Source organism: Pseudidiomarina taiwanensis, assembly GCF_003987435.1.
Classification (GTDB): Bacteria; Pseudomonadota; Gammaproteobacteria; order Enterobacterales; family Alteromonadaceae; genus Pseudidiomarina; species Pseudidiomarina taiwanensis.
Map to the genome: position 1 here is coordinate 219,712 of NZ_PIQG01000002.1, position 23,852 is coordinate 243,563.

Annotated in this window: 21 protein-coding genes and 1 pseudogene; 8 read left to right on the forward strand and 14 right to left on the reverse strand. The window is 46.9% G+C overall.

The features are described 5' to 3' along the window. The first annotated feature begins 181 nt into the window (after positions 1–181). From CWI83_RS04930 to cysN, 7 genes and pseudogenes are all read left to right on the forward strand, one after another. Positions 182–649 carry a hypothetical protein gene (locus CWI83_RS04930; RefSeq protein WP_126826557.1) on the forward strand — a complete coding sequence of 156 codons (468 nt, stop codon included), beginning with the start codon at positions 182–184 and terminating at the stop codon, positions 647–649. Between the two features lie 107 nt (positions 650–756). Further along, on the forward strand, positions 757–1,035 hold the full coding sequence (locus CWI83_RS04935) for a PepSY domain-containing protein (RefSeq protein ID WP_126826560.1): 279 nt from the start codon (positions 757–759) through the stop codon (positions 1,033–1,035). 3 nt (positions 1,036–1,038) lie between these two features. Further along, positions 1,039–1,551: a cytochrome b/b6 domain-containing protein gene (locus CWI83_RS04940; protein ID WP_126826563.1), complete on the forward strand. Its 513-nt coding sequence runs from the start codon at positions 1,039–1,041 to the stop codon at positions 1,549–1,551. Beyond that, positions 1,541–2,086, forward strand: coding sequence for an adenylyl-sulfate kinase (gene cysC / locus CWI83_RS04945; protein WP_126826565.1), 546 nt, complete (start codon positions 1,541–1,543; stop codon positions 2,084–2,086). Before CWI83_RS04940 ends, cysC begins: the two co-directional genes overlap by 11 nt. After that, entirely contained in the window at positions 2,077–2,850 is a 774-nt protein-coding gene (gene cysQ / locus CWI83_RS04950; RefSeq protein ID WP_126826568.1) for a 3'(2'),5'-bisphosphate nucleotidase CysQ, read from the forward strand. Before cysC ends, cysQ begins: the two co-directional genes overlap by 10 nt. Then, positions 2,847–3,779: a sulfate adenylyltransferase subunit CysD gene (gene cysD / locus CWI83_RS04955; protein ID WP_275540762.1), complete on the forward strand. Its 933-nt coding sequence runs from the start codon at positions 2,847–2,849 to the stop codon at positions 3,777–3,779. Before cysQ ends, cysD begins: the two co-directional genes overlap by 4 nt. A 2-nt stretch (positions 3,780–3,781) precedes the next feature. Next, positions 3,782–5,098, forward strand: a pseudogene (gene cysN, locus CWI83_RS04960) (sulfate adenylyltransferase subunit CysN); the annotation flags it as partial. Here cysN and CWI83_RS04965 read toward each other — a convergent pair. From CWI83_RS04965 to CWI83_RS04975, 3 genes are all read right to left on the reverse strand, one after another. Next, a complete protein-coding gene (locus tag CWI83_RS04965; protein WP_126826577.1) occupies positions 5,095–5,715 on the reverse strand; it encodes a prolyl hydroxylase family protein in 621 nt (206 codons plus the stop codon). The pseudogene cysN and the gene CWI83_RS04965 overlap by 4 nt on opposite strands. Positions 5,716–5,736: 21 nt before the next feature. Further along, entirely contained in the window at positions 5,737–7,128 is a 1,392-nt protein-coding gene (locus tag CWI83_RS04970) for an MBL fold metallo-hydrolase RNA specificity domain-containing protein (RefSeq protein WP_126826580.1), read from the reverse strand. A gap of 67 nt (positions 7,129–7,195) precedes the next feature. Further along, a complete protein-coding gene (locus tag CWI83_RS04975) occupies positions 7,196–8,440 on the reverse strand; it encodes a lipopolysaccharide biosynthesis protein (protein ID WP_126826583.1) in 1,245 nt (414 codons plus the stop codon). A 165-nt stretch (positions 8,441–8,605) separates the two neighbouring features. Here CWI83_RS04975 and CWI83_RS04980 point away from each other — a divergent pair, with 165 nt between their 5' ends. Beyond that, positions 8,606–11,191, forward strand: coding sequence for a glycosyltransferase family protein (locus tag CWI83_RS04980; protein ID WP_126826585.1), 2,586 nt, complete (start codon positions 8,606–8,608; stop codon positions 11,189–11,191). Here the strand turns inward: CWI83_RS04980 and CWI83_RS04985 are convergent. The 11 genes from CWI83_RS04985 to CWI83_RS05035 form a co-directional block, all read right to left on the reverse strand. Beyond that, the gene (locus CWI83_RS04985) at positions 11,149–12,018 is read right to left on the reverse strand and encodes a LicD family protein (RefSeq protein ID WP_126826588.1); all 870 of its coding nucleotides are present in this window, start codon (positions 12,016–12,018) and stop codon (positions 11,149–11,151) included. The genes CWI83_RS04980 and CWI83_RS04985 overlap by 43 nt on opposite strands. 198 nt (positions 12,019–12,216) lie before the next feature. Next, positions 12,217–14,121 (reverse strand): polysaccharide biosynthesis protein, encoded by a 1,905-nt coding sequence (locus CWI83_RS04990; RefSeq protein WP_420849389.1) that lies wholly within the window; start codon positions 14,119–14,121, stop codon positions 12,217–12,219. 140 nt (positions 14,122–14,261) lie between these two features. After that, positions 14,262–14,813 carry a sugar transferase gene (locus tag CWI83_RS04995; RefSeq protein WP_126826591.1) on the reverse strand — a complete coding sequence of 184 codons (552 nt, stop codon included), beginning with the start codon at positions 14,811–14,813 and terminating at the stop codon, positions 14,262–14,264. After that, positions 14,797–15,744: an NAD-dependent epimerase/dehydratase family protein gene (locus tag CWI83_RS05000; RefSeq protein WP_241969894.1), complete on the reverse strand. Its 948-nt coding sequence runs from the start codon at positions 15,742–15,744 to the stop codon at positions 14,797–14,799. The genes CWI83_RS04995 and CWI83_RS05000 overlap by 17 nt, the downstream gene beginning before the upstream one ends. Positions 15,745–15,825: 81 nt before the next feature. Then, positions 15,826–16,965: a glycosyltransferase family 4 protein gene (locus tag CWI83_RS05005; protein WP_126826596.1), complete on the reverse strand. Its 1,140-nt coding sequence runs from the start codon at positions 16,963–16,965 to the stop codon at positions 15,826–15,828. Continuing rightward, positions 16,958–18,214 carry a hypothetical protein gene (locus CWI83_RS05010; protein WP_126826599.1) on the reverse strand — a complete coding sequence of 419 codons (1,257 nt, stop codon included), beginning with the start codon at positions 18,212–18,214 and terminating at the stop codon, positions 16,958–16,960. Before CWI83_RS05010 ends, CWI83_RS05005 begins: the two co-directional genes overlap by 8 nt. Before the next feature lie 15 nt (positions 18,215–18,229). Continuing rightward, a complete protein-coding gene (locus tag CWI83_RS05015; RefSeq protein WP_126826601.1) occupies positions 18,230–19,330 on the reverse strand; it encodes a glycosyltransferase family 4 protein in 1,101 nt (366 codons plus the stop codon). A 17-nt stretch (positions 19,331–19,347) separates the two neighbouring features. Then, a complete protein-coding gene (locus CWI83_RS05020) occupies positions 19,348–20,466 on the reverse strand; it encodes a glycosyltransferase (RefSeq protein WP_126826604.1) in 1,119 nt (372 codons plus the stop codon). Further along, positions 20,456–21,610 (reverse strand): non-hydrolyzing UDP-N-acetylglucosamine 2-epimerase, encoded by a 1,155-nt coding sequence (wecB, locus tag CWI83_RS05025; protein ID WP_126826606.1) that lies wholly within the window; start codon positions 21,608–21,610, stop codon positions 20,456–20,458. Before wecB ends, CWI83_RS05020 begins: the two co-directional genes overlap by 11 nt. A gap of 24 nt (positions 21,611–21,634) precedes the next feature. Then, the gene (wbjC, locus tag CWI83_RS05030; protein ID WP_126826609.1) at positions 21,635–22,789 is read right to left on the reverse strand and encodes a UDP-2-acetamido-2,6-beta-L-arabino-hexul-4-ose reductase; all 1,155 of its coding nucleotides are present in this window, start codon (positions 22,787–22,789) and stop codon (positions 21,635–21,637) included. A gap of 11 nt (positions 22,790–22,800) precedes the next feature. Then, entirely contained in the window at positions 22,801–23,835 is a 1,035-nt protein-coding gene (locus tag CWI83_RS05035; protein WP_126826612.1) for a polysaccharide biosynthesis protein, read from the reverse strand. Positions 23,836–23,852 lie beyond the last annotated feature (17 nt).

Sequence of the window (23,852 nt, forward strand, 5' to 3'; positions counted from 1 at the left end):
GTAACAATGCAAACTGCGTCATAATGTCCTAATTTAATTTAAGACTTTCTAAAGTAAGCCAAGTTAAGATGCTTAAAGTTAAGGACATTCGAGGTCAGCGTAGAGGGGGCAGCCCCTGCCAAAAAAGGGGGCAGCCCCTGCTTCTTTGAAAGTAAATAGCTTTATATTTTAGAGGTTTAACATGGTGACTATCGTTAAAAACAGGAGGGGCAGCCCCTTACTTTTAGCTGGGCTTTTGGTGGCTCTGAGTGGAGGGGCTGCCCCTCTTGTTTTGGGTGACAAAGCGTGGGCGGCGAGTCCTCAGCCAAGCATGCTAATCGAGGTAAGCGCCGACACGCATGATTACATCAAATACCGCATGCGGGCGATGCTAGAAACCTACACCAAGGTATCTGCAGCCACCGAACATAACGACACGGAGCAAGTTCGAACACTCATTCGCAGCTTTCTACAAGCCAATAAAAACGGACGCCCTGCCAATATGGACAGCGAACTCCCAGAAGCATTTCGCGCGATGAATCGCGGGGTGATGCAGCAATGGCGCGAAATGGCTACTACCCAGGACGCCACTAGTGTGCGCCAACAGAGCCTGCAACTCCTCAATACTTGCAATGCCTGCCACAACACTTTTGCGTTGAAAAAGCTCTAAAAAGGCAGGGGCAGCCCCTCCTTTTTTGAGGGGCTGCCCCTTTTTCTTGAACATGCGCGGTGGCGCAAGTAAAGTGAACATATCTAACAACAGTGAGGGAGATCACCATGAATGTATTGAAGCTTTCAGCAAGTGTAGCGGGCGTCATGCTCTTAGTTGGGTGTGGGGCGCAATCGACAACTGTGTGCACCGACGCACCGATGAGCGAGTGGCTCGATCAAACCGCATTTCAACAACAGTTACTGAGCGATGGCTATCAAATTAGCGAGTTTAAAGTAACCGACGGTCAATGCTATGAAATCTATGGCTTTAATCCAGCCGGCGAAAAAGTAGAAATCTACTTTAATCCAGTCGACGGTTCGGTTGTTAAAGAAGAAAAAGAATAAGCTATGAACGCGAGCAGCAGCGTCTGGGACCCACTGGTTCGCATTATTCATTGGGCACTGGTGCTCGCCTTCACGCTTAATTACTTCATCCTCGAACCCGGCAACGATAGCCACCAAATTATCGGCTACTGCGCCGTCGCACTCGTTTTAACCCGCGTCGTCTGGGGCGTTATCGGTAGCACCAACGCCCGCTTCAGCAGCTTTGTCCGCGGTCCAGGCGCAGTCATTGCCCATCTGCGCGAGTTCAAACAGCCACCAGAATCTGGCCACAACCCGGCAGCAGGCTGGATGATTCTATTGCTACTCATACTTGTTGCAAGCCTCGGCGTCACCGGCTTCTTAATGCAAGAGGTCGATTATTTCTGGGGCAACCAGACCCTCGAAGTTATCCACAGTTGGATGGCTGACACACTGTTCGTCGCTGTGCTCATCCATATTGCAGCCGCCGTCATATTCAGTATCATCTGGCGCCGAAACCTTATTCGCAGCATGGTCACAGGCAAATATGGAAAATAACAGCGCCCCAACCATTTGGCTCACCGGGCTATCCGGCTCGGGCAAAACCACCATCGCCAAGGCGCTACAAGCAGAATTGCAGCAGCGCCAGCAAAACTGCTACCTGCTAGATGGCGATATCCTGCGCCAGGGCCTTAACAGCGATCTTGGTTTTACCGAGCACGATCGCCACGAGAACCTACGCCGCACCGGAGAGCTCTGCAAAATTCTCACAGACGCCGGATTAATCGTTATCGCCGCTCTGATTAGCCCGTACGCAAAAGATCGCGCCGCGATTCGGCAAAAGCTTACACCAAACTACGTCGAAGTCTTCGTCGATACGCCCCTTCAAACCTGTATCGAACGCGACCCCAAAGGCCTATACAAAAAGGCACAACAAGGCGAAATCAAAAACTTCACCGGCTTAGACGCTCCCTATGAAGCGCCGCAAGAGCCAGAAATTCACATCGACACAGCAAAACTAACGCCAGCGCAAGCTGTCGCAAAAATCATCCAGTACCTAGTTGAAAAAGGCCAGCTAAGCCCATGTCAGTGAACGAAAATCTGCTCGCAGACGTCAGCCATATCGCCACCCAAGCCGGCGAAAAGATCATGCAAATATACAATGCGCCAGACTTCCAAGCGCGCATCGCGACGCAAAGCAAAGCCGACGACAGTCCCCTCACCCAAGCCGACCTTGCCGCGCATCGGCACATCACCGAGGCACTACAAAGCCTTAGGCATGAGCACGCCGAGCTGCCACAATTATCAGAAGAATCTGAGCACATCTCATGGCAACAACGCCAAAACTGGGAAAGCTACTGGCTTATCGACCCGCTCGACGGCACCAAAGAGTTCATCAAGCGCAACGGCGAATTTACCGTGAATATCGCACTTATCCACAAGGGGCTGCCCCTCCTGGGGTGTGTCTACGCACCGGCGCTGAAAACCATATACAGCGGGGCTTTCGGGGTGGGTAGCTACAAAAATCAAGAGGCCATTCAGGCGCGCCAAACGAACCCTGAAAAGTTGCGGGTGGTGGGTTCGCGTTCGCATCCTTCGCCAGAATTGAGCGACTACCTAACCAACCTAAAACGCCCCTATGAACTCGTCGAAATGGGTAGCTCACTCAAATTATGCTTAATTGCCGAGAGCGCCGCCGACCTCTACCCAAGGCTTGGCCCCACATCCGAGTGGGATACCGCCGCCGCCCATGCTATCGTAAGCGCAGCTGGCGGCAGCGTTGAGCAGCTCAATGGCCAACCGCTGCGGTATAATCAGAGCGAGTCATTACTCAACCCCCATTTTGTCGCCCGATAGCAGAGCCCAAGAGAAAACATAGAACAACCATGAGCAGCAATCACCTACAACAACTTGAAGCCGAAGCCATTCACATTTTCCGTGAAGTCGCCGCTGAATTTGCGAAGCCGGTGATGCTTTACTCGATCGGCAAGGACAGCTCGGTATTGTTGCATCTGGCACGCAAGGCATTCGCACCGGGACGCATTCCCTTCCCTTTGCTGCATATCGATACCACCTGGAAATTCAAAGAGATGATTGCCTTTCGCGATAATCTCGCTGAGCAGTTGCAACTTGAGCTGCTCACCCACACCAATCAGCAAGGCCTCGAGCAAGGCATCAATCCGATCAGCAGTGGCAGCGCAGTGCACACGGATATCATGAAGACTCAAGCGCTCAAGCAGGCGCTTGATCATTATCAGTTTGACGCCGCATTTGGCGGTGCACGGCGCGATGAGGAAAAGTCACGAGCAAAAGAGCGGGTTTATAGTTTTCGCGACCAACACCATAGATGGGACCCGAAAAATCAGCGCCCAGAGCTATGGAACCTCTACAATGGTCGCATCCACAAGGGCGAGAGCATCCGCGTGTTTCCGCTTAGCAACTGGACCGAACTTGATATTTGGCAGTACATCGAACAAGAAAACATCGCCATCCCCGAGCTCTATTTCGCCAAACCGCGCCCGGTTGTAAAGCGTAACGGCCAACTCATTATGGTCGATGATGAGCGATTACCCCTCGAAAAAAACGAACAAGCGCAGGTGAAAATGGTGCGATTTCGCACACTAGGATGCTACCCACTGACCGCTGCGATTGAATCAGAGGCAACCACAGTCGCGGCCATAATTGAAGAAATGCTCAGCGCTACAACCTCCGAGCGCGAGGGTCGCATGATCGACCACGACAGCGCCGCCTCGATGGAAGCGAAGAAGCGGGAGGGATATTTCTGATGGAATTGCTCCGATTTATTACCTGCGGTAGCGTCGATGACGGCAAGAGCACCCTGATTGGACGGTTGCTGCATGACAGCCAAAAAGTCTACACCGACCAACTCAATGCGCTACACAAAAATGCCGCCGGTGAGGTCGATCTCGCACACCTAGTCGACGGCCTGCAAAGCGAGCGTGAACAAGGCATCACCATCGATGTGGCGTACCGCTATTTCAGCACCGAGAAGCGCAAATTTATCATCGCTGACACCCCAGGCCATGAGCAGTACACCCGCAATATGGCGACCGGCGCCAGCACTAGCGATCTCGCGATTATCCTCATCGATGCGGACAAGGGCGTGCTGCAACAAACGCGTCGGCATAGTTACATCGTTAGCTTACTTGGCATTAAGCATGTCATCGTGGCGGTGAACAAAATGGATTTGGTCGATTTCTCACAAGCCGCTTATAAAGCTATCCAGAGCGACTATCTTAAACTTGCCGGTCATCTCGATATTCCGGACATCCATTTTGTGCCGATATCAGCGCTAAAAGGCGACAATGTCGTCCACAAAAGTACGAATACACCTTGGTTCCGCGGGCGCACCTTGCTGTCGTACCTCGAGACGCTACCCATTCAGCGTCAACGCGACGGCAACTTCCGCTTTCCGGTGCAATATGTGAACCGTCCGGATGCGAATTTCCGCGGCTACGCGGGGACGATCGTATCGGGCAGCGTGCGCGTTGGCGATACCATTCGCACCTTACCGAGCGGGCAAATCAGTACCGTGAAAAGCATCGTCACCTATGACGGTGAACTTGAGTACGCGGCGGCTCCGCAGGCGGTGACGCTTACCTTGAACGACGAAATTGATATCAGCCGTGGTGATGTGATTGCGGAGAAAGATGCATTGCCGAATACCAGCTCGCGATTGCGCGCGAAAATGGTCTGGCTGCATCAACAAGCCCTAACTCCCGGGCGAGAATACCTAGTGAAGATGGGCTGTAAAGTCACGCGGGGCTATTGCGAGACGGTGAAGAATCGGGTCGACGTGAATAGCCAAATTGAGCAGCCGGCGGGCGAGCTTGGCCTGAATGAAATCGGCACGGTTGATATGCATATGCTTGAGCCGGTCGTATTTGACCGTTACAAGAAAAATAAGGCGATGGGCGCGTTTATCCTAATCGACCCCGTAAGCAACGCCACAGTCGGGGCCGGTATGGTCGCCGCGCCGTTGGCCGAAAAGGACAGCGAGCCGCACCGCGCCGGATTTATCGAACGCGCACTCAACCGCCTCGTCCGCCGCCTCTACCCACACTGGGGCGCCCGCCCCGTTTAGCTAAATTCGCGCTCGTGAAACCAAAGGTTAAACGCCCATTTTTCACCGGCTGCTACCGGGCATCCGGCATGTAAACTTTGCGGGTGCACGTCGGTGCTTCCAAAGACTACATTACTAAAAATAAGCAAACGCCCAAATTTTGGTGCAACTTTAATACCTAGCTTGGGGAATTCAGTCTCGCCACCGGCGCTCACATCATTTAAATAACCCAGAGCGGTCCATAAGCGTTGCCCTCCGCGAGCGGTACAACGTTGACCGCGCTCGGTGGACATATCATACGAATCAAAATGGGCACGATACTGTTGCTCAGGGCCATAATGAATCACTTGAAACGACTCAGCATGTGAGAGCGGCTTATCGATAGCCTGCGCAACACGTTCCGCTAATTGCAGGCTAAGCTGGTTACAATCGTGACTCACCCAGTGCACGCTATTGGTGCGACCGTCACTGATCGAACCGGCATTATCGTCACTTACTCGCGCCCGCTGCATTTTATCACGAGCGATTTGAACCAAATTTTCCGCTTCGGCTGCAGTGAAAAAGTCATCAATAACAAAAACGTAAGGGTTATCATGTAACTGGTGAATTTGATATACGGGTGAATTCGCTGCCGACATCTTGAGCTCCGTCACAAATGTTTATCTATTACTAGCAAATTTAACACGAATATCAAAGCGCGAGCGAATTTTCGCAGCTAAAGCGGCTTGTGCTTGTTCCGTCCCATGTACCAAGCGCACTTCGCCAACGGCGCCAGCGGCGCTGCCGATAAAATCCAATAGCTCAGCTTGGTCAGCATGAGCAGAGTAGCCGCCTAAGGTATACACTCCAGCACGGATATCCACGCGCTCGCCGTCCAAGATAACGTAGCCACCATCGGGCCCATAACGCTGAATATCGCGGCCAGGGGTGCCGGCAGCTTGGTAGCCGACAAAAACCACATCCGTGCGCTCGTCCGGGAGCATCGCGCGCAAGTAATTCACGATCCGCCCGCCAGTACACATGCCCGAAGCAGCAAGCACAATACAAGGGTCACCCGAAGCCGCTAGGTAATCCAAAATACGCTCATGCTCAGCATGGCTCTCGACCACCAGCAGACGCTCAAAATTCAGCGGATGGCGGTCATCGCCAAGGCGCGCCCGCGACTGCGCATCCCAAAGTGGCTTCAAGCGCCGATACATGGCGGTATAGCGCGATGCCAAAGGCGAATCCAGAATCACCGTCATCTTGCGCCAGCGCTCGTCTTGCGCGGCATAGCGATGAATCAAATCCTCCAATTCATACAGTAGCTCTTGGGTGCGACCAATGCTAAAGGCCGGAACAAGTACAGTGCCACCATTGGCAAACGCCCGCTCCACCACCAAGCGCAAGCGCTCGGCGCGGTCAGCACGGGATTCATGCAGGCGGTCGCCATAGGTACTCTCAAGCACCAGCACATCGGCCCGCTCAAGCGGCGCCGGGTCGTTTAAAAGCGGCGTACCCCTGCAGCCAATATCGCCGCTAAACACCACCCGTCGACCATCGGCAACATCAAACTCGACGTAAGCCGAGCCAAGAATATGCCCGGCCTCACGCAAGCGCATCTGCAACGGCTCAGCCTCCAGCGAAACCTCAACCCACTCATCATAGCCGACCGGTCGCAGCCACTCATGCAGCAAGCGCAACATCGCCGCTACCGCCTCAGCGCCCGCCCCCATACCGACCTTCATAGCATCTTCAATTACCAAAGGTAGCAATGCCGCAGTCGCCTCAGTACAGTAAATCGGCGCCCGAAATCCGGCCATAAACAACCAAGGTAAGCGCCCACAGTGGTCGATATGACAGTGAGTAAGCACTAACCCACGCACCGCATCCAGCGCGAACTCAATCTCCTGCCCCGCCGAATCCCTCGAACCCGAACCAGACCCCGCAAAAGCAACCTCCGCCCCCTGAAACAGTCCGCAATCGATCAGCAGCGAATCACGATCGGTAACAAAGAACTCATGGCAAGAGCCCGTCACGCCATCCCCGGCGCCGTGGTGAAGAATTTGCAAAGTAACCTCCATGTTTGTACGAGAAATTTAAGGAGGGGCTGCCCCTCCTAGATTGCTTTTCCAGGGTTCACACCGAACTCAAAGCAACAAAGCACGCCAACCCAGCAGCGAACCATACCAATGAAATGATCTTGCTAGCGCCAATCGGTTGCCATAAGATCGACGCCATAACCGTCTTAACTGTCCAAAATACCAGTGCCCCAAGCAGCAGACTAACAATCGCACCAGCTGCGGCATAAACAGGGATCAGCCACCATGCGAAAAACAATTGCAGCGCCAACCCAGAAACCATAGCCAAAGGGCTCACCCAAGTCACGCGGCGCAACTCAATCCCAATTGCGGAAACACGCTGTAGCGCCATGAGAATCGGCTTCAAAGCAGTCGCTGCAACAAGATATGGCACTTGTTCATAACTTGCCGGTAACACCCACCACAACACTACACTTGCGAGTGCCGCAACCACAACAAAGCACAGCGCCAGCAGTGTTAGTTGCAATGCCCGACGAGGTAACCAAGGTAACTCACCAGAACTCTGATAAGATTTGTAAACCTCAGGTAACCACACCGTATTAAATACCTGACCAGCCATACTACCAACACTGCCAACAGCCACTGCCATAGCATATATCGCCATCGAACTGAGACCGTGCCAAGCAGTTAACAGCACCGCACCCAAAGCGCCCATTGCCCAATACAACCCCTCAGACAGTAGCAAGGGTCGTGCATAGGTCAACATCGCACCAAATCGCTGCCGCCATACCGCAGCAAACCAATCGCGGCGCAGCGCAAACGCCTGGCTCAACTGAGTTCGAATTAACCACAATAACACAGCAGTATTAAGCAGCTCCGCAACAAACCATAATGTCAGCAATTGCTGAGCAGAGCGCAATCCTTGACCGTTGCTAAACCACCACATCGCAAGCAGCAACAGCAACCAAACCACCCGACCACCAATTTGCATCAAAGCAAAAGCTCGCGCTAACTGGCTTAACCGTAAAAAGCTCGTGCCCCACTGCATTATCATTAATATAGGCAGCATGAACCAGATCGCTGAGGGCGGGCTAAACCCACTAAAGATGCTAACCATCGGCGCGGTGAGCGCAAACATTACAACTGCAATAAGCCCACCTAAAACGAGTGCAACAATAAATAATTGGGCAAGTAGTTGTTGCTGCTCCGGCACAGATAATTCATGAAAATCTCGCACCAAAGCATGCCCCAAGCCCTGCCCTGCTAGCAGCACCCCAAACCCCAATGCGAGTTGCCACAAAGCAAATTGAGCCAATAATTCAGGCGCCACGAGCCAGCTCATTAAAGGCAAAGTCACAGCCCGCAAAGCCAAACTAACAGAAGTGCTTAAACCAAACGATACCAATGTTATCACTTTAGTTATTCCATAAAAATTTAAGCACTAATTTATTGAACATAATGGAAATATCTGCGTTAATATTGTTAAACAAAACCAATATAGCAAATCATGGCAGTCGTTAGTCAGATTTTGATACTAGCTGCAGGTAATTCGCAGCGATTTCGTGCAACCGCTCCAACAGCAATCGTACAACAATTTCAACACAAAGCATTAGTTCCTATCTGGGATAGTCGCGGTAGCTTGATGCTGCTGCTGGACCACTTAGTAGAGCTTGGAGTTGAACCTAACCACATTTACATCGCGACAGGCTGTGCTGCTCCTCTGCTTAGTGCGACCGTAACTCATCGTCATCCACAGCTCAAGTGTCTTGCGCCACACACAGATTTTACCAAGCGAAGCATGATGCAAACCTTACAGCACAGTTTCCGGCAATTGCCTCAGCGACCAACATGGGTACTCTTTGCGGATACCCTCTATAGCAGAGAGTTTTTAGACAAAACCGTTGCCCAACCATTAACTCGCAGCACAATTGCTTGCACTAAACTGCGCGACGACGAGCAAACGCCAACCGAGGTTACAGTAACAGTAGCAGCGAACAAAGTTCACGCGTTCGATTCAACCGAGGTGCCAACCCACACCATGGCTCACGCCGTATTCTGGCCAGCACCACAAACGATCCACGAGCTAATGTCGGCCCCGAGTCAACAGAAGCAATGGCAAGTTTTAGCGCGGCAGCAAGAGCCTGTGGAAGTGATTGAGGTTCCTGAGTTTGCAGCAACTGATATCGATACCTATGCCGACTTGCTCGCTTTGCGCCCACAAGTGAATGAGCAAGTACTCGATTATTTTGAGCATAATCTCAATAAAGATAAACGCAGCGATGCCAACGCCGACCAAATGGACGGCTCTTACTACTTTAAACAATGTGAGTCAGAACAAGCCGCCCGTCACGAAGCCGCTGTACTTAGGTTGCTCCAAAAGCACTTGCCAAACTACACCCCCGCTCTAGTTCGTTGTAAAGGGCGAGAATTAGTGGTTGAGGCCGTGCGTGGCATCCGTCTTTATGACTTGCTACGGCAATTGCAGCAACCCAAATATAGCGAGATTAAAGCCTGTCTTATGCAGCGTTGCAACGAACGCCTGCAGGCAATCCAAGCTGTTCTTGAACAGCACAAGAATACTCTCACCCAAGAGCCTTACCCATTTCAACAACAAGTAGGGCAACTGCTGGGAAGTATCTGTCAGTTATTAGATATCAAAGCACCCGCTACCCAAGAGCTCGCAAAACTTGAGCAGCAGTGGAACCAGCTTTGCTGTATTCCATTTCGGGATGCAACGCCCAAAAACATAATTCTTGCCGACCCCGAGTTGTGCTCGACGCTAAACCATCAAGAGCGCCAAAATAATCTGCAGCAACGACTCGACGGTTCCATCACCTATTGGCAGCAACTACCAATTATGGATATCGACTTCACCAGCACGAAACATCTAAGCAGTCGCGATGATGACCTGCTTAGCCTTCATAGCCATGCGGTACAATTTAAGTTTGCGCCAGGTCAACCGAACTTGGGCGAAGCCCATCAAATTCCCGAGCCCTTAACATTATTGGTGCGATATTTACGCTTTGGTGGGCGCAAGTTTATGTACAAGTTGTTAAACCCTAGCGGCTATCGACAACGCTTTCGTTACGACGACCCACAGTTTTACTTCGAGGCTTTGGTCCGTTTCCTTGCCAATGACTTCGCTCAAGACTTCCCAAGCACCTTTCGTTGTTTGGTGGAAATTCGCAATAAAGCAGCGCTTTGGCAAGGAGTTATGCCAAATCTAAATGCGTTCGAATACAGCCAGGCACAACCCCGCTATTGGCAAGAGAGTCCGCTCGAGTTTACCCAGCTAGACACGTTATACAAATTAATCGTCAGACGCCCCTATCGGCGCAGTGCTGTGGCAAAAGACCTAAGCGATGATATTTATCGTAAACTGGCTGCGGCTATCGCCACTCAAGAGCCGATTAAATTTAGCGTACCGTTTGGCGGCTATAAACATCCCGACGCGCCTGCTAGTCCAAAACCTAATTTAGCAGAGACATTTTGGCTTGAATACCTACGTGAATATGCCGCACCATTGGCAGAGCTCCACACCGCAGGAGTTGAATTTACGCTAACCTATACCAGTGGTGTAATCGAAAACATTAATGGCATTTCGCAAGCGGACCAACAAGCTTATCTTGAAGAACTTGAGGCGCTCTGTGACCAATTAAGTTGCGACAAGATCCGCATTGGTTTGTTTGATATCGCGCAATTAATTGGCGGCACTGAACAGGCACGCAAGCAGATGTTCAAAACCTATGAAACGTTTATACAGACTGGACGGGTGGCAAATGATGAGGCGCTTAAAAGTGCACAGAGAAATCTACAGTCGTCACGACCTGCAGAGCACGCTGCGCTATTGTGTGAAGCGATGGAGAGCTTGCCGGCGCGCCGTAACTTTAATAAATACTCAGAGCATATACAGATAAGCAATAAAAAAGACGCGCTATGCCTGCATTTGGGCTCGTGCCAGACTTCGGTGGTACAGCCTTGGGTTGGGGTAGGGGTTTATGATGAAAAGGGGCGCCGCCGTATTTTATCGGTGCGACAATGGCGGGAGAGTCAGCTCTCTGGTATACCAAATTCTACGTGCATACCTAAGTGACGCTCGGCTGGTGGTGGCGGTTGCATGTAGTCACCATAAAGGTTACTCAACACCTGATGGTAATTGTGTGGTACAGGGAAATCGAAATCATAAAGATCGGCTGTAACAGTGTCAGTAATCGAGTTCAGCGGTCGAATCCGAGGTAAACGTTGTTTAGCGGCTCGAGGCATGGATACCAAACAAGCAACATAACCGGTTGGTTTTTTCTTGCGTGAATAGAAAGTGACTAGCCGATAATAAAGCTTCATGAAGGTACTTTTAGGAACCACTCGGAGAATATGATAAGCAAGCCAAGCAATTGATTGTTGCCAGAGTGGACGTCTATTTTTAAATAAACGCTTTTGCGCTCCAACAAGACGCAACAGTACAAGTAGTTTGAAGTTGGCGCAAAGCCACATATGGAACCTGCCAAGCAAACTATTCGGTTGCACCGCATCAAATGGGAAAACATCCACTGCAATCCCCTCATGAGTCGTCGGGTTTGGCAGTTGCTCTGGCACATTCTCTGAAATCCGCCGAGTGCCGCGCAGACGCAGCTTGGTCACCAATGAAAAATAACTCTCTTCACTTAGCCAGTGTTGTAGAAAGTATCGCTTGGGTAAGCTCTGCTCAGCCACTCGCATAAAACGATCAAAGTCTGCCCGCGGTAAACAAATATCAGCATCTTTATCCCATCCAATTAATTGCTGCTCACGAATCGCACCAAGCAAGGTGCCAGCTGCCAACTGATAATTCAGCTTATGACTTCGGCATAAGGTATCAAGATCGACCAACATCTCTAGTAAAGCAGCGTGTAAAGCAGGGTTTTGAGACGTGGATTTAGGCATTGTGACTTTCCCCTGACTTATATCGTTCTTCCGATGTTTTTTATATTATGCGGCAGGAGCGTTGCTATGGCTACTGCGGATTGGGGCATGATGTAGAGAGGAGGTATAAGGAGCGATCTACCGCCGCTCAGTGACATCCATGGTATCAGGATTCGGGATCAGCCCGATAAAGCGGGCGAGGCTGAGTAGCGTCACCACCTAGCTACTCCGCGCCCCATTCTTCCACAACAAATCATTCACCTCGCTCTCGGTTGGGGCATAGCCGCAAGGTGCGCTTAATAACAGCTCACGCAACCTTTCGATGCGGAAGTTTTGGCAAGCATCGTCGAGTTCTTCGAGAAGCTTGGCGGTCTCGTCCCAGGGCAGGAAGTCTTCGATGGCGCGGCAGATGCGTTCGTGGTCGCAATCGACTACGTTGTCGCCAATCAATAGCTCTTCGTAGAGTTTTTCACCTGGGCGCAGACCGCTGTATGATATTTCGATATCGCCGTGGGGGTTATTCTCGTCACGTACTTCTAGGCCCGATAAATGAATCATTTTCTTAGCAAGGTCGATAATTTTCACCGGCTCGCCCATATCAAGCACAAACACGTCACCGGATGAACCCATGGTGCCGGCTTGAATCACCAACTGCGCGGCCTCAGGAATAGTCATAAAATAACGGGTAATCTCTGGGTGGGTGACAGTGACCGGACCGCCCGCTTCAATTTGCTGCTTGAATAACGGTACCACTGAGCCTGACGAGCCAAGCACGTTACCAAAACGAACCATACAAAAACGTGTAGACGGCGAACGCTCAGCCAGTGATTGCAACACCAGTTCAGATAAGCGCTTGGTCGTACCCATCACATTGGTGGGGCGCACGGCTTTATCGGTTGAAATGAGTACAAACTGCTCAACTCCTGCTTTGACTGCCGCTTCTGCGGTATGCCAGGTGCCAAAGACGTTGTTGCGTACCCCTTCGACCATATTAAATTCAACCAGCGGCACATGTTTGTAGGCCGCCGCGTGATAGACAGTTTGTACTTTAAAGGTTTGCATCACCGCTTCGATACGGTTGCGGCGCTGCACAGTGCCAATAATCGGATGGATGTCGCACTCGATGCCATGACGTTTGGCTAAACGGCGCAACTCGTTATCGATGCTATATAAACCAAACTCACTGAGTTCGTACAACACCAAGGTTTTTGGTTTTTGCTGGATAATCTGGCGACACAACTCGGAGCCAATCGAACCACCAGCCCCGGTCACCAACACCACTTTACCTTGAATATGCTGGGCCATCAGTTTTGGATTGGGGGCAACCGGGTCGCGCCCGAGTAAATCCTCGATTTGCACATCTTGCAATGCATCGATGGCGACATCGCCTTCAACCATATCGGCCATGCCAGGCACGGTTTGCACTTTGACATTCAGCGGTTCAAGGCTTTCTAGAATTTGTTTACGCACAGCGCGTGATGCCGATGGCAGCGCTAACAGAATACGTTCGACGTGTTTGTTTTCGATCGCATCCGCAACTTGCTCTGGTGAAATAACAGGAATACCTAGAATGGTTGAGCTTTGCAGGGTTGCATCATCGTCCACAAAGACCACCGGCTGATATTGCTCGCCATTGATTAACGCTTGTGCGAGTTGTCGCCCTGCAGAGCCGGCGCCATAAATCATCACCCGGACTTTCTGACGGCTAACCATACGTTGATACATTTCCCGCATGGCTAAGCGGCTACCGCCAATGATAAGCAAGGCGAATAAGCCGTAGTTGACGATGCCACTAAGTGGCATATCGACTGAGAACAGACGCGTTAATGCCCATAGCCAAAGCGTCGAGACAAATACACCCAACACCACCAAAGCCAAAGCACGCACACTTACATATCGCACCACTGCGCGATAAAGGCCGAGTTTCACGAAAACAGCAGTCGAGCCGATCACTAATAGCCCGAAAATAAGCAGGAAGATTCCCGGGTGTATCGGCATCACCGCGCCATTACTTAGTAAGTATGCACTGACCAAAGCAACGAGCATGGCGCCTGCATCGGCAAAAAGACTCACAAAACGCTTCGCCGTGCGCGGCAACTGTAAGATTTTAAGTAATGCGTTCACTGATTGCTTCCGTGTGAGTTAGTCCGTGGGTCTGTTGTATTGATTCTCTGCAAGCATTGTAGCCTTGTTAAAACAGTGTAACAAGTGTGAAAAGGGCGCCGAATGGCGCCCTTTTTAACCGATCACAAAAGTCGAGACGTTTATTTGCTAACACGATCACCTTGCCCCGCTCCAAATACAGTCATAAAAATATATTTAAAATAGGCTTTAACCGTTAAATTCCTCACCATTTTCGCATCAGTTTCAGCCAGTAAAACAGGAATAGACATATCAATTTCACTCACTTGCGCCAGCCCGGTAATACCCGGACGAGCCTCTAGCACACCACGCGAGCGGCGCTCTTCAATAAGCTCTTCTTGATTGAACAGACATGGACGCGGGCCTACTAAACTCATTTCACCTTTCAAAACGTTCCACAGCTGAGGTAATTCATCAAGTTTAGTACGTCGTAAAAAATGGCCAAACTTAGTAATGGATGCCGAACTAGCTAAGTGCGAAGCGACCGATGCGGTATCGACGCGCATGGTCCGAAATTTCACCAAAGTAAACGGACGCCCATGACGCCCCACCCTCTCTTGACGAAATAAGGGTGACCCGGTGTCAAATAAACCGATGACAAACAAAATAACTAGTATGGGAAAGCCTACAATTAATCCTAGTAGCGAAAAAAAGAAATCAAACAAGCGAATCACGAACCATCTCCTTGAGTACATCTTCCAGCTTGACGCGTGGCGTCCAGCCTAAAACCTGTTGGGTATGTTTTATATCCACCTGTAGCGAACCTAAAAGACGCTCAGCGATTGCTCTTTTGCCCAATACTCGCGCAGCGAAGGAAAGTAACCCTGGTGGGCATGGAAGTAATCGAGGCTTCTTGCCGTATGCACGGGTCATTGCCGACAACAATTCAGGAGTGGATACATCGGCGTCATCACTGACCATAAATGTCTGATTACCTGCATTTGGGTGGCTAACACAGGTGACGATTAAATCGACCAGATTATCCAAAGCAACCATACTGCGCTTATTCCGAACCGATGCCAGTGGCAAGGGTAAATTGCGTTGCGCAAGACGCATCATTGCAGCAAAGTTTGCTTTGACTCCCGGACCATACACCAACGGCGGTCGAATGATAGTGACCTCCATGCCGGTGCGAGCAGCAATTTCGCGTAGCCCTTCTTCGGTTAATGCTTTTGAGGTTAAATCATAATCTATTGGATTAATTTTGCAGCCATCACGGTACTTGATGATTAACTTGTTTTCACGATGGTTGATATTGGCGCTGCTAATATACACAAATCTCTTTGCCCCATGCGCAGCTAAACGCTCTGCCAAAGTTAGCGTCCCATTGGTATTAACCCTTATGAACATTGATAGAGGGAAGCGTTTCTCTGATGGCGTCTTATGTGCCATTCCTGCGCAATGCACAAACACATCAAGCTCTGGAACCGAAAAACTTAAACAAGTAACTCTCTCTAGGTCTAAAAAGTGATGCGATGAGTTCGGACTAGGACTCGAATATCGCGTAAATGGCGTAAGTTTTAACCCCTTTTTTTGGAGGCGCTTATAAATTTCATTGCCAATAAACCCTGTTACCCCCGAAACTCCAACTTTCAAATCAAACACTTCCAATCTATTAACCAACGAAATTAAACTTTAATCACTAATTGACGAAAATTAGACTATTAGTTTTTACGCTACAATGCGCTATTGCATTATCGTCGAAATGATTTTTTCATTAATCAGCTTCACGTCGAATTTACGTATCGCCATTTGTCTGCTCTCGGCACCCATTTTATCTATTAGTGTTGGTTCTTCTACAAAGTTCATCATCGCATTAACCAGTTCCGCTACATCTTTGGTCGGAATAAGATATCCATTAGCTCCCACCTCCACCGTCTCTCGGCATCCTGGCGCATCGGTAGTAATAATAGGCATACTCATTGACATTGCTTCCAAAGCTGATTTTGGTGTACCTTCCCTGTAGGAAGGTAAAACAAAAACATTGCATTGCTCATAGACCTGTTTCATATCATTGCGGTGGCCTAAAAACTTAATCGTATTAACTTTCTCGTAGCATTCCAATCGACTTTTCTCTACGTTAGCGGGATTATCATCTGCTCCTCCCACGACCCAAAACTCAATCAGCTCTCTACTCTTACTAATTTGAACCGCTGCTTCTAGATACTCAAGAATGCCTTTAGTCCTCAATAAACGTCCTACAAACAAAAACCGAATAGGCGGCACACAATTTTTTTTACGGCCAGTTTTAAACTTTTGTGTGCAAACGCCAGAGCCATTGATCAATACAGCCTTAGATTGTGATAACAACTTATTCTCGCTAAAAAACTGTAAATCGTCTCGATTTTGAAAAAAAACCTTCTCATTCCTAATTAATGCAAGCCTGTATAAAGACTTAAAAAAATTCCCCTTAAGACTCCAAATTTCAGTTACGCCAGCGAGTGCATGACCTAAACCTGTAATATTCGAGAATACCTTTGTCTTTCGCGAAAATAGCGCAGCTATTGAGCCATAAAGATTTGCTTTGATGGTAAAGTTCAAAATAGCATAGGGCTTAAGCTTCCTAACCGTATTTGAAATGGACATGATACAACGAAGCTCTCCAAACAATGAATCCGACGTACGCTCTATCTTCAACGGTATATGCATGACACCCATTTTTTTGAAGCTCGCCAAAGAATTTGTTTCAGAAATAAGGCTACATTCTGATGGACAAAGCACCGTGACTCTGTGGCCCAAAGAAATTAACTCCTCTATGAGTTCCGTACGAAAGTTTATTACCGTAAAGGGTGAGTTTGCTAAAATTAATATGTCATAACTATTCATTATTTAAAGTTTTGGTATCCAGTATGTATAAAACAACGAAAAAGGTAGTAAACCCAATGAGATAGCTCAAATTATTGTTAATTGATACTATTATAAAAGGTACCAAAACCGATAAGGCCTCAAACTTCTGCCCTCTTCTTAACCGAGAGATCAGCGGTAAAAATATGCAGTAGATAAACAAACCACCGAGCCACCCCAGAATACTCAATGTATCAAAGATAAAAGAGTGGTGAGTAATTATTTGATAGAACCTGTCGCTCTCCTGACTAAAAATCAAACCGAATGGGAAGTAGCTAAAGGAATTAACAACGCCCTGAAGAAGGACCCCCTCTCTCGTTGTGATGGCACTAAGATCATTCCCATAAGCAAGGTATTCAATGAGAATCGTCAGTCGCTCGCCTGTTAAACTACTTCCAAAAATCGTTTCAATAACACCCAGTATCTCCGGTGCCCAAAGTGTTATTCCAGAAAAAGTAGTTATACCAACCACTGAACTAAAAAATAACAACGGTATATAAATTGATTTTAACTTAGATGTTTGTACGTGCTTAAAGGCAATAATGATTACACCAACAATCATCATTACAAGAGCGGTGAAGTAGTTAGACTTTAAAATAACAGCAGTCATTAAGGTAAGAAGCGTTATGCAGAGAAGACCCTTAAACGGCTTTCTGATAAATCCCACTTCTAGAGTTCGACTGATTAAGAGAGGCACAACAATGACTAGGGAATATATGAAATCATACCCGCCAATCCCCTGACTCAATATGTCCAAAGTCCTTTCGCCGGAAGACTTGATTGCGCGACTGATAAATGCATTCCTTTCCAACGCTATCAACGTTTCTATTGATGTTAATAAAACAAAAGGAATAATGAGTAAAAGAATATACTTTGTAATGTGTTGTCTAGAAGTGCTTTTATTGAAATCGTAAAAGAGAAAGAACATTAAGATTGAGGAAAGCGATATAAAACGTCGCATTAAAACAATGTTTTGTGCAAGGAAGGGTACTAATATGATTAGTGCTATAACTATAAAAACCACCAGTCGAAACTTGGTCGGAAATAAGAAGTAGGCAGGTCGTGTCGAGAAGGTGATCAGTACCCAGGCTGACGCAAAGAGGACATACCAAATAACGTAGTTTCCGATCATGGAAATAAGCTTAGGGTAAATAAGTGGCAAAACAGCAAAAAAAACAATAACTATCAACAGGATATCAAACACAGTGAGCCGAGCAATTTTAAGTCTCATTTTTAATTTAACATCCTAGCATTTACTGTAAATTTGTCTTAACTCTTCTATGATTCGAGCATGATCGAACACTTTCATAACGTGTTTACGAGCATTGTTCCCAAAAACTAATCGAAGATTTTTAGATTCAGCCAACCGAGTTATTGCACCCCGATAGTCTTTATAACTATCAGTACCGACAAGTAAACCACTTTCTTCATCAATAACAATTTCTGGAATACCACCTGTTCTTTTCGCTATCACGGGTAATTCACAAAATCCGGCCTCAATTATCGAGTTACCGAGTGTTTCATGTTTACTGCAGCTTATGAAGACATCTGCAGATAAGAGGTAAGGTATTACATCTTCTATATATTCGAACATGTGTACATTACATGTCACATCACTTTTAATACTCAATTCCAAGATCCGTGAATACTCCGGTCCCGAGCCTAAAATCAGGAGGTGAACATTTTCACTAAAGACTTTTGATTCTATTAGTTTAAAAAGAATATCGGCACCTTTATCTTTAGTCACCCTGCCGGTGTAGATAAATACTAATGCTTCATCAGATATTTTAAGTTGCTTTCTTATTAAAGATCTAAATTTCTGTTTGTCTAAAAAGTTATCTCGCAAACGATCGCTTGGCGGAAGATTATAGATAACTCCTTTAAACTTATGTTTAAACCAATTAAATCTGCCCCAATTAGATACATAACGGCTATTGGCATAAATCATGTTGCTAAACAATAATGATGCAAATTCATAAATAGCTAATACAATTTTTTTTGTAATCCCTATGTCATTAGCTTCTAAACTACTTCCTCTAACTGCGCAAACGCTTTTAACTCCGCATATATAACAGGCTAATGAAACGTAGAATCCCTCTAATTGAAGACCACTAAAATGCACAAGGTCGGGTCGTTCTTCTTTTATTCTAGTGTATAGAGTTTTTATCAACCTGAAGTTGAAAACTCCAAGCTTCCCCTTTGGAATCACTAGCGATTCAAATTGGAATTCACTTGCTAATTGAGAAATCAAAATTCTCTTATGACTATTGAAAGGGCCGCTCCCATCAGCTCCTTCACGAAACGTAAGGAGAATTTTTTTAGAGTTGCATCGATTATTTAAAGTCATATTCTCAACTTTTTACTCTATATGAGTCGCTCTATCTCGGCTAAATAATTCCTATAATCAAAGTAATCATTAAGCTCGGAAATTCTATTCTTTTTGTCTTTAATAGATAAATCAAGATTAGACATTTGACTTGGTTTATCTACAAGCGTTACGTTCTCAAATCCTGCAAAGTTTCCAATATCACTAGTTGAATTAGTTATGATATTTACACCCATCGTAAAAGCTTCTGTAAACTTAGTTGGGAACCCAGCATTATTTGCTCTTGTAGATTTGCGGAAGAATACTAGATAATCGCAATGAGAAAGATATTCTAAAACCGCTGTATGTTGGATGCGCCCAACAAATACTATCGATAAAGAGTAAGCATATTGTTGAATTTCACTCTTTACTTTAGGAGTTATATCTCCTGCTATAATAATATTCACCGAACTCTTTATAGAAGAAGGTTCATTTGCCAAGAAGTACAAGATATCAAATAGCGAATCTTTTCCTTCACCCATATCTCCACCGTAAAAAAGATTAATCTTTTTTTTAGCAACTCCGTTCGGAGGGCTACTTTCCATGGCTAGGAGCCACTTAGAGTCTTGTATATCAATTAATGGCGGAATTAATATCGAATTTCGCTGATAATACTTATTTAGTAAAGAGCTTATACTTATCACACGATATGCAAACTTATTTAAGACCCGCATTCTACAACTGACATCTATCTGTTTCATCAGTTTTTTAACAACACTATCTCCCAAGCTGTCATACCATTCTGTGCAATCTGCTATGACTTTTACCCTGCTAAATTTTGCTACTAAAAAGATAGGAACATAGAATACTACCGGTAAATTATAAACGATAATATGCGTGCAATTTCGATGTAAGACATGTTTTAAACCGCATATAAAATCGCGGAATAATATCGAGGCCTTCTGAAAAGAACTCTTTGCCTCTGGCTCGCTATTTTCAACCCTCTCTACATCAGCAATTTTAACTAGACGCCCCTCATGTATGTAGCTAACTTCCCCACCAAGTTCTCGAATAGCTTTTCCGATGTTTAATACTCTGTGTGCAGCAGCATTCCGGTCTGGTAACCGAAAAGCTCCAATGTAGATAAATCGACTTTTTTCCATTTTACTACCAATCATACCTAGAAAAACTATCCATATTCTTCCAATGTGGCGTTAACTTAGCCGTACCAGTGATCAGACGCACTACTCGCTCAGATGTATTCCGAACCTTATACTCTTCTGGAACTTCACGTTCTGTGCCAGAAAATACGTCACGTTGCGCGACTGCAAGTCGAACCCCTTCGATAAGGGTGTCAACATCAAGTCCTGTAAGCGCAATAGCGCCTGTATCTAGAGCCTCGGGGCGTTCAATTGAACGACGCATGGTAACTGCTGGGAAGTTCAGGATTGATGATTCTTCGCTGATAGTTCCACTGTCAGAAATGGCACAAAATGCTTCCATTTGAAGCTTGTTGTAATCGAAGAAGCCGAACGGTTTCAAAAAGCGAATACCTTCACTTGAGTCTGCAAGTCCGATTTTCTCGAGTCGGTTGCGCGTCCGTGGATGCGTCGAAACAACAACTGGATAACCATATTCATCATGTAGGGCATTTAAGGCGGCCACAACTTTATGCAGGTTCTCTTTGCTGTCGACATTCTCTTCGCGATGAACACTGACAATAAAGAACTTTTTGGCTTCTAGATTTAACTGTTCAAGCACATTTGAGGCTTCAATCGAAGGCAGCACATGCTCTAAGACCTCACGCATTGGCGAGCCAGTTAAATAAATAAAGCGATGTGACAAACCTTCGCTAAGCAAATGACGACGCGCGTGCTCGGTGTAAACCAAATTAAAGTCAGCGAGGTGGTCAACCAACTTACGGTTGATCTCTTCAGGTACGTTTGCGTCGAAGCTACGGTTACCGGCTTCCATATGATAGGTAGGCACCTTCATTCGCTTGGCCATCATTGTGGCTACTGCGCTATTGGTATCGCCTAATACCAATACTGCATCTGGTTTTTCTTCAAGGATCACCTGCTCGGTCTTAATTAAGATATCACCAAGACTTTTACCTAAGCTTGAAGTGTCAACATTCAAAAAATGGTCAGGCTGACGTACGCCAAGCTCTTCGAAAAATACTTCGTTTAACTCATAATCATAATTTTGGCCCGTATGCACTATTTTATGCTCAACAACTTGGTCTAACGCGGCCATTACGCGCGATAAACGGATAATTTCAGGGCGTGTCCCTAAAATCGTCATTACCTTTAGCTTTTTCATGCCGAATTACTCTTGACTAGATTCTTACTGTTTAAGTTCTGGAGGCTGCACAGGCGCTGCATAAGTATCAGGGTTTTCGCGATCAAATATCTCATTGGCCCAGAGCATCACGATCATTTCATCGTCACCCACGTTGGTAATATCATGACTCCAGCCTGGTGCGGTTTCGACAATTTCTAGTGTGTCACCATCAGTGAACAATTCATAAAACTCATCTGTGGCCATGTGGCGAAAACAGAAGCGTGCCTTACCTTTTATTACTAGGAACTTTTCATTTTTGGTATGGTGATAATGACCGCCACGCGTGATGCCAGGATGTGCTGTGAAAAACGAAAACTGTCCAGAGTCTTTAGTTTTCAGCATTTCGACAAATACGCCCCGCTCGTCACCATATTGAGGCACTTTGTACGAGAAGCTCTCAGTGGGCAAATAGCTAACGTAGGTTGAATAGAGTTTTCGGGTAAAGCCGTCCCCTACTCGTTCTGTCACAAGGCTAGTACGGCTTGCCTTGAAATCGGAAAGTGCTTGAGCAATTTCACCAACAGTGGCGGTATAGAGAGGCTCTACTTCACCATACTTAACTTCTTTAGAAGCCTGATTTGCGCTCATTTGGCGCGCTATGCGAACTAACTCGGCACAAACATCGTCTACATACACCAGTTTGACTTCCGCACTCTCGTCATTGATTTGTATGGGGAGATCACGACAGATGTTGTGGCAGAAGGTCGCTACCATTGAGTTATAATTGGGTCTGCACCACTTACCGAACACGTTAGTCAGTCTATAAACACGCACGACGACATCATTACGAGCACCGTATTCGGTCACCGCTTTCTCTGCATTTAACTTACTATTACCGTATGGATTATCACGTTCTGCTTGAATAGAAGATAAATAGATAATCGGAATCGCACGGCCTGTGCTCTCCTTTACTGATTCAACCTTCGAAATTAAAGCCTGAGTTAAATCGGCATTTCCTTTCGCAAACTCATCTTCAGTTTCGGGTCGATTAACCCCTGCCAAATGCACAACACAATCAACACCTTCTAAAAGCGCAGGAAGATCATCCAAAGTGTTTTGGCGGGTGAAGGTTACATAGTCGACATCACTCATCTCATCCAAATGGACGGTTAGGTTCTTGCCGACAAAGCCATTCGCACCTGTAATTAAAAGCTTCATGAAAACTCCGTTTAGCCTTCAGGGTTGATGTATTCGCCTTTTGCGAATGCACGCATAAAATCAAGCTTCATTAATAACTTCTCCATACCTTCAACATCCAATCGCTCTGTATTGTGCGAATTGTAGTCTTCGACAAGATCAATACGCGTATCGCCTTGCTCAACGTACTTTGAATAATTTAGATCACGTAGATCAGGTGGAACTCGATAATAATTTCCCATGTCTTCTGCACAGACCATTTCTTCACGTGAAAGCAGTGCTTCAAATAATTTTTCGCCATGGCGAGTACCTAGCACTTCAATTGGATGTTCTTCTTTGCCAGCAACCGATAAAACAGCCTTGGCAAGTGTTTCGATTGTCGCGGCAGGCGCTTTTTGCACGAAAATATCGCCGTTAGTGCCATGCTCAAATGCGTAGAGAACCAAATCAACAGCATCATCAAGTGTCATCATGAAACGCGTCATATTTGGGTCGGTGATCGTTAAAGGCTTTCCAGCACGAATCTGATCCACAAACAAAGGAATAACCGAGCCGCGAGAAGCCATAACATTCCCATAACGCGTGCCACAAATAATGGTCTTCGTATCGTCAACATTGCGCGACTTGGCTACCATCACTTTTTCCATCATGGCTTTCGATATTCCCATTGCGTTGATAGGATAAACTGCTTTATCAGTACTTAGACAGACAACACGTTTAACGCCGTTCTGAATAGCTGCCTCTAATACGTTCTCGGTACCAAGAACATTTGTTTTGACTGCTTCCATTGGATGGAATTCACATGAGGGAACCTGTTTTAAGGCAGCGGCATGATAGATAAAATCGACCCCGCGTGTTGCATTCAATACACTTTGATAGTCGCGGACGTCACCGATATAGAACTTAAGCTTGCGATGATTATACATTTTACGCATATCATCTTGCTTTTTTTCATCACGACTAAAAATACGGATCTCTCTAAAATCTAGCTCTATGAATCTTCGTAGGACGGCATTACCAAAGGACCCTGTGCCACCGGAAATAAAAATACTTTTATTTGAAAACATTACAAATCCTCAAATCG

Coding starts and splice junctions, on each gene's coding strand:
- CWI83_RS04975 (WP_126826583.1), bottom strand. CDS start 8,440: ATGAGCTGGCTCGTGGCGCCTGAATTATTGGCTCAATTTGCTTTGTGG.
- CWI83_RS04930 (WP_126826557.1), top strand. CDS start 182: ATGGTGACTATCGTTAAAAACAGGAGGGGCAGCCCCTTACTTTTAGCT.
- CWI83_RS05035 (WP_126826612.1), bottom strand. CDS start 23,835: ATGTTTTCAAATAAAAGTATTTTTATTTCCGGTGGCACAGGGTCCTTT.
- cysC (WP_126826565.1), top strand. CDS start 1,541: ATGGAAAATAACAGCGCCCCAACCATTTGGCTCACCGGGCTATCCGGC.
- CWI83_RS04965 (WP_126826577.1), bottom strand. CDS start 5,715: ATGTCGGCAGCGAATTCACCCGTATATCAAATTCACCAGTTACATGAT.
- CWI83_RS05010 (WP_126826599.1), bottom strand. CDS start 18,214: ATGAGACTTAAAATTGCTCGGCTCACTGTGTTTGATATCCTGTTGATA.
- CWI83_RS05005 (WP_126826596.1), bottom strand. CDS start 16,965: ATGAATAGTTATGACATATTAATTTTAGCAAACTCACCCTTTACGGTA.
- wbjC (WP_126826609.1), bottom strand. CDS start 22,789: ATGAAGCTTTTAATTACAGGTGCGAATGGCTTTGTCGGCAAGAACCTA.
- CWI83_RS04940 (WP_126826563.1), top strand. CDS start 1,039: ATGAACGCGAGCAGCAGCGTCTGGGACCCACTGGTTCGCATTATTCAT.
- wecB (WP_126826606.1), bottom strand. CDS start 21,610: ATGAAAAAGCTAAAGGTAATGACGATTTTAGGGACACGCCCTGAAATT.
- cysQ (WP_126826568.1), top strand. CDS start 2,077: ATGTCAGTGAACGAAAATCTGCTCGCAGACGTCAGCCATATCGCCACC.
- CWI83_RS04935 (WP_126826560.1), top strand. CDS start 757: ATGAATGTATTGAAGCTTTCAGCAAGTGTAGCGGGCGTCATGCTCTTA.
- CWI83_RS04980 (WP_126826585.1), top strand. CDS start 8,606: ATGGCAGTCGTTAGTCAGATTTTGATACTAGCTGCAGGTAATTCGCAG.
- CWI83_RS05020 (WP_126826604.1), bottom strand. CDS start 20,466: ATGATTGGTAGTAAAATGGAAAAAAGTCGATTTATCTACATTGGAGCT.
- CWI83_RS05015 (WP_126826601.1), bottom strand. CDS start 19,330: ATGACTTTAAATAATCGATGCAACTCTAAAAAAATTCTCCTTACGTTT.
- CWI83_RS04985 (WP_126826588.1), bottom strand. CDS start 12,018: ATGCCTAAATCCACGTCTCAAAACCCTGCTTTACACGCTGCTTTACTA.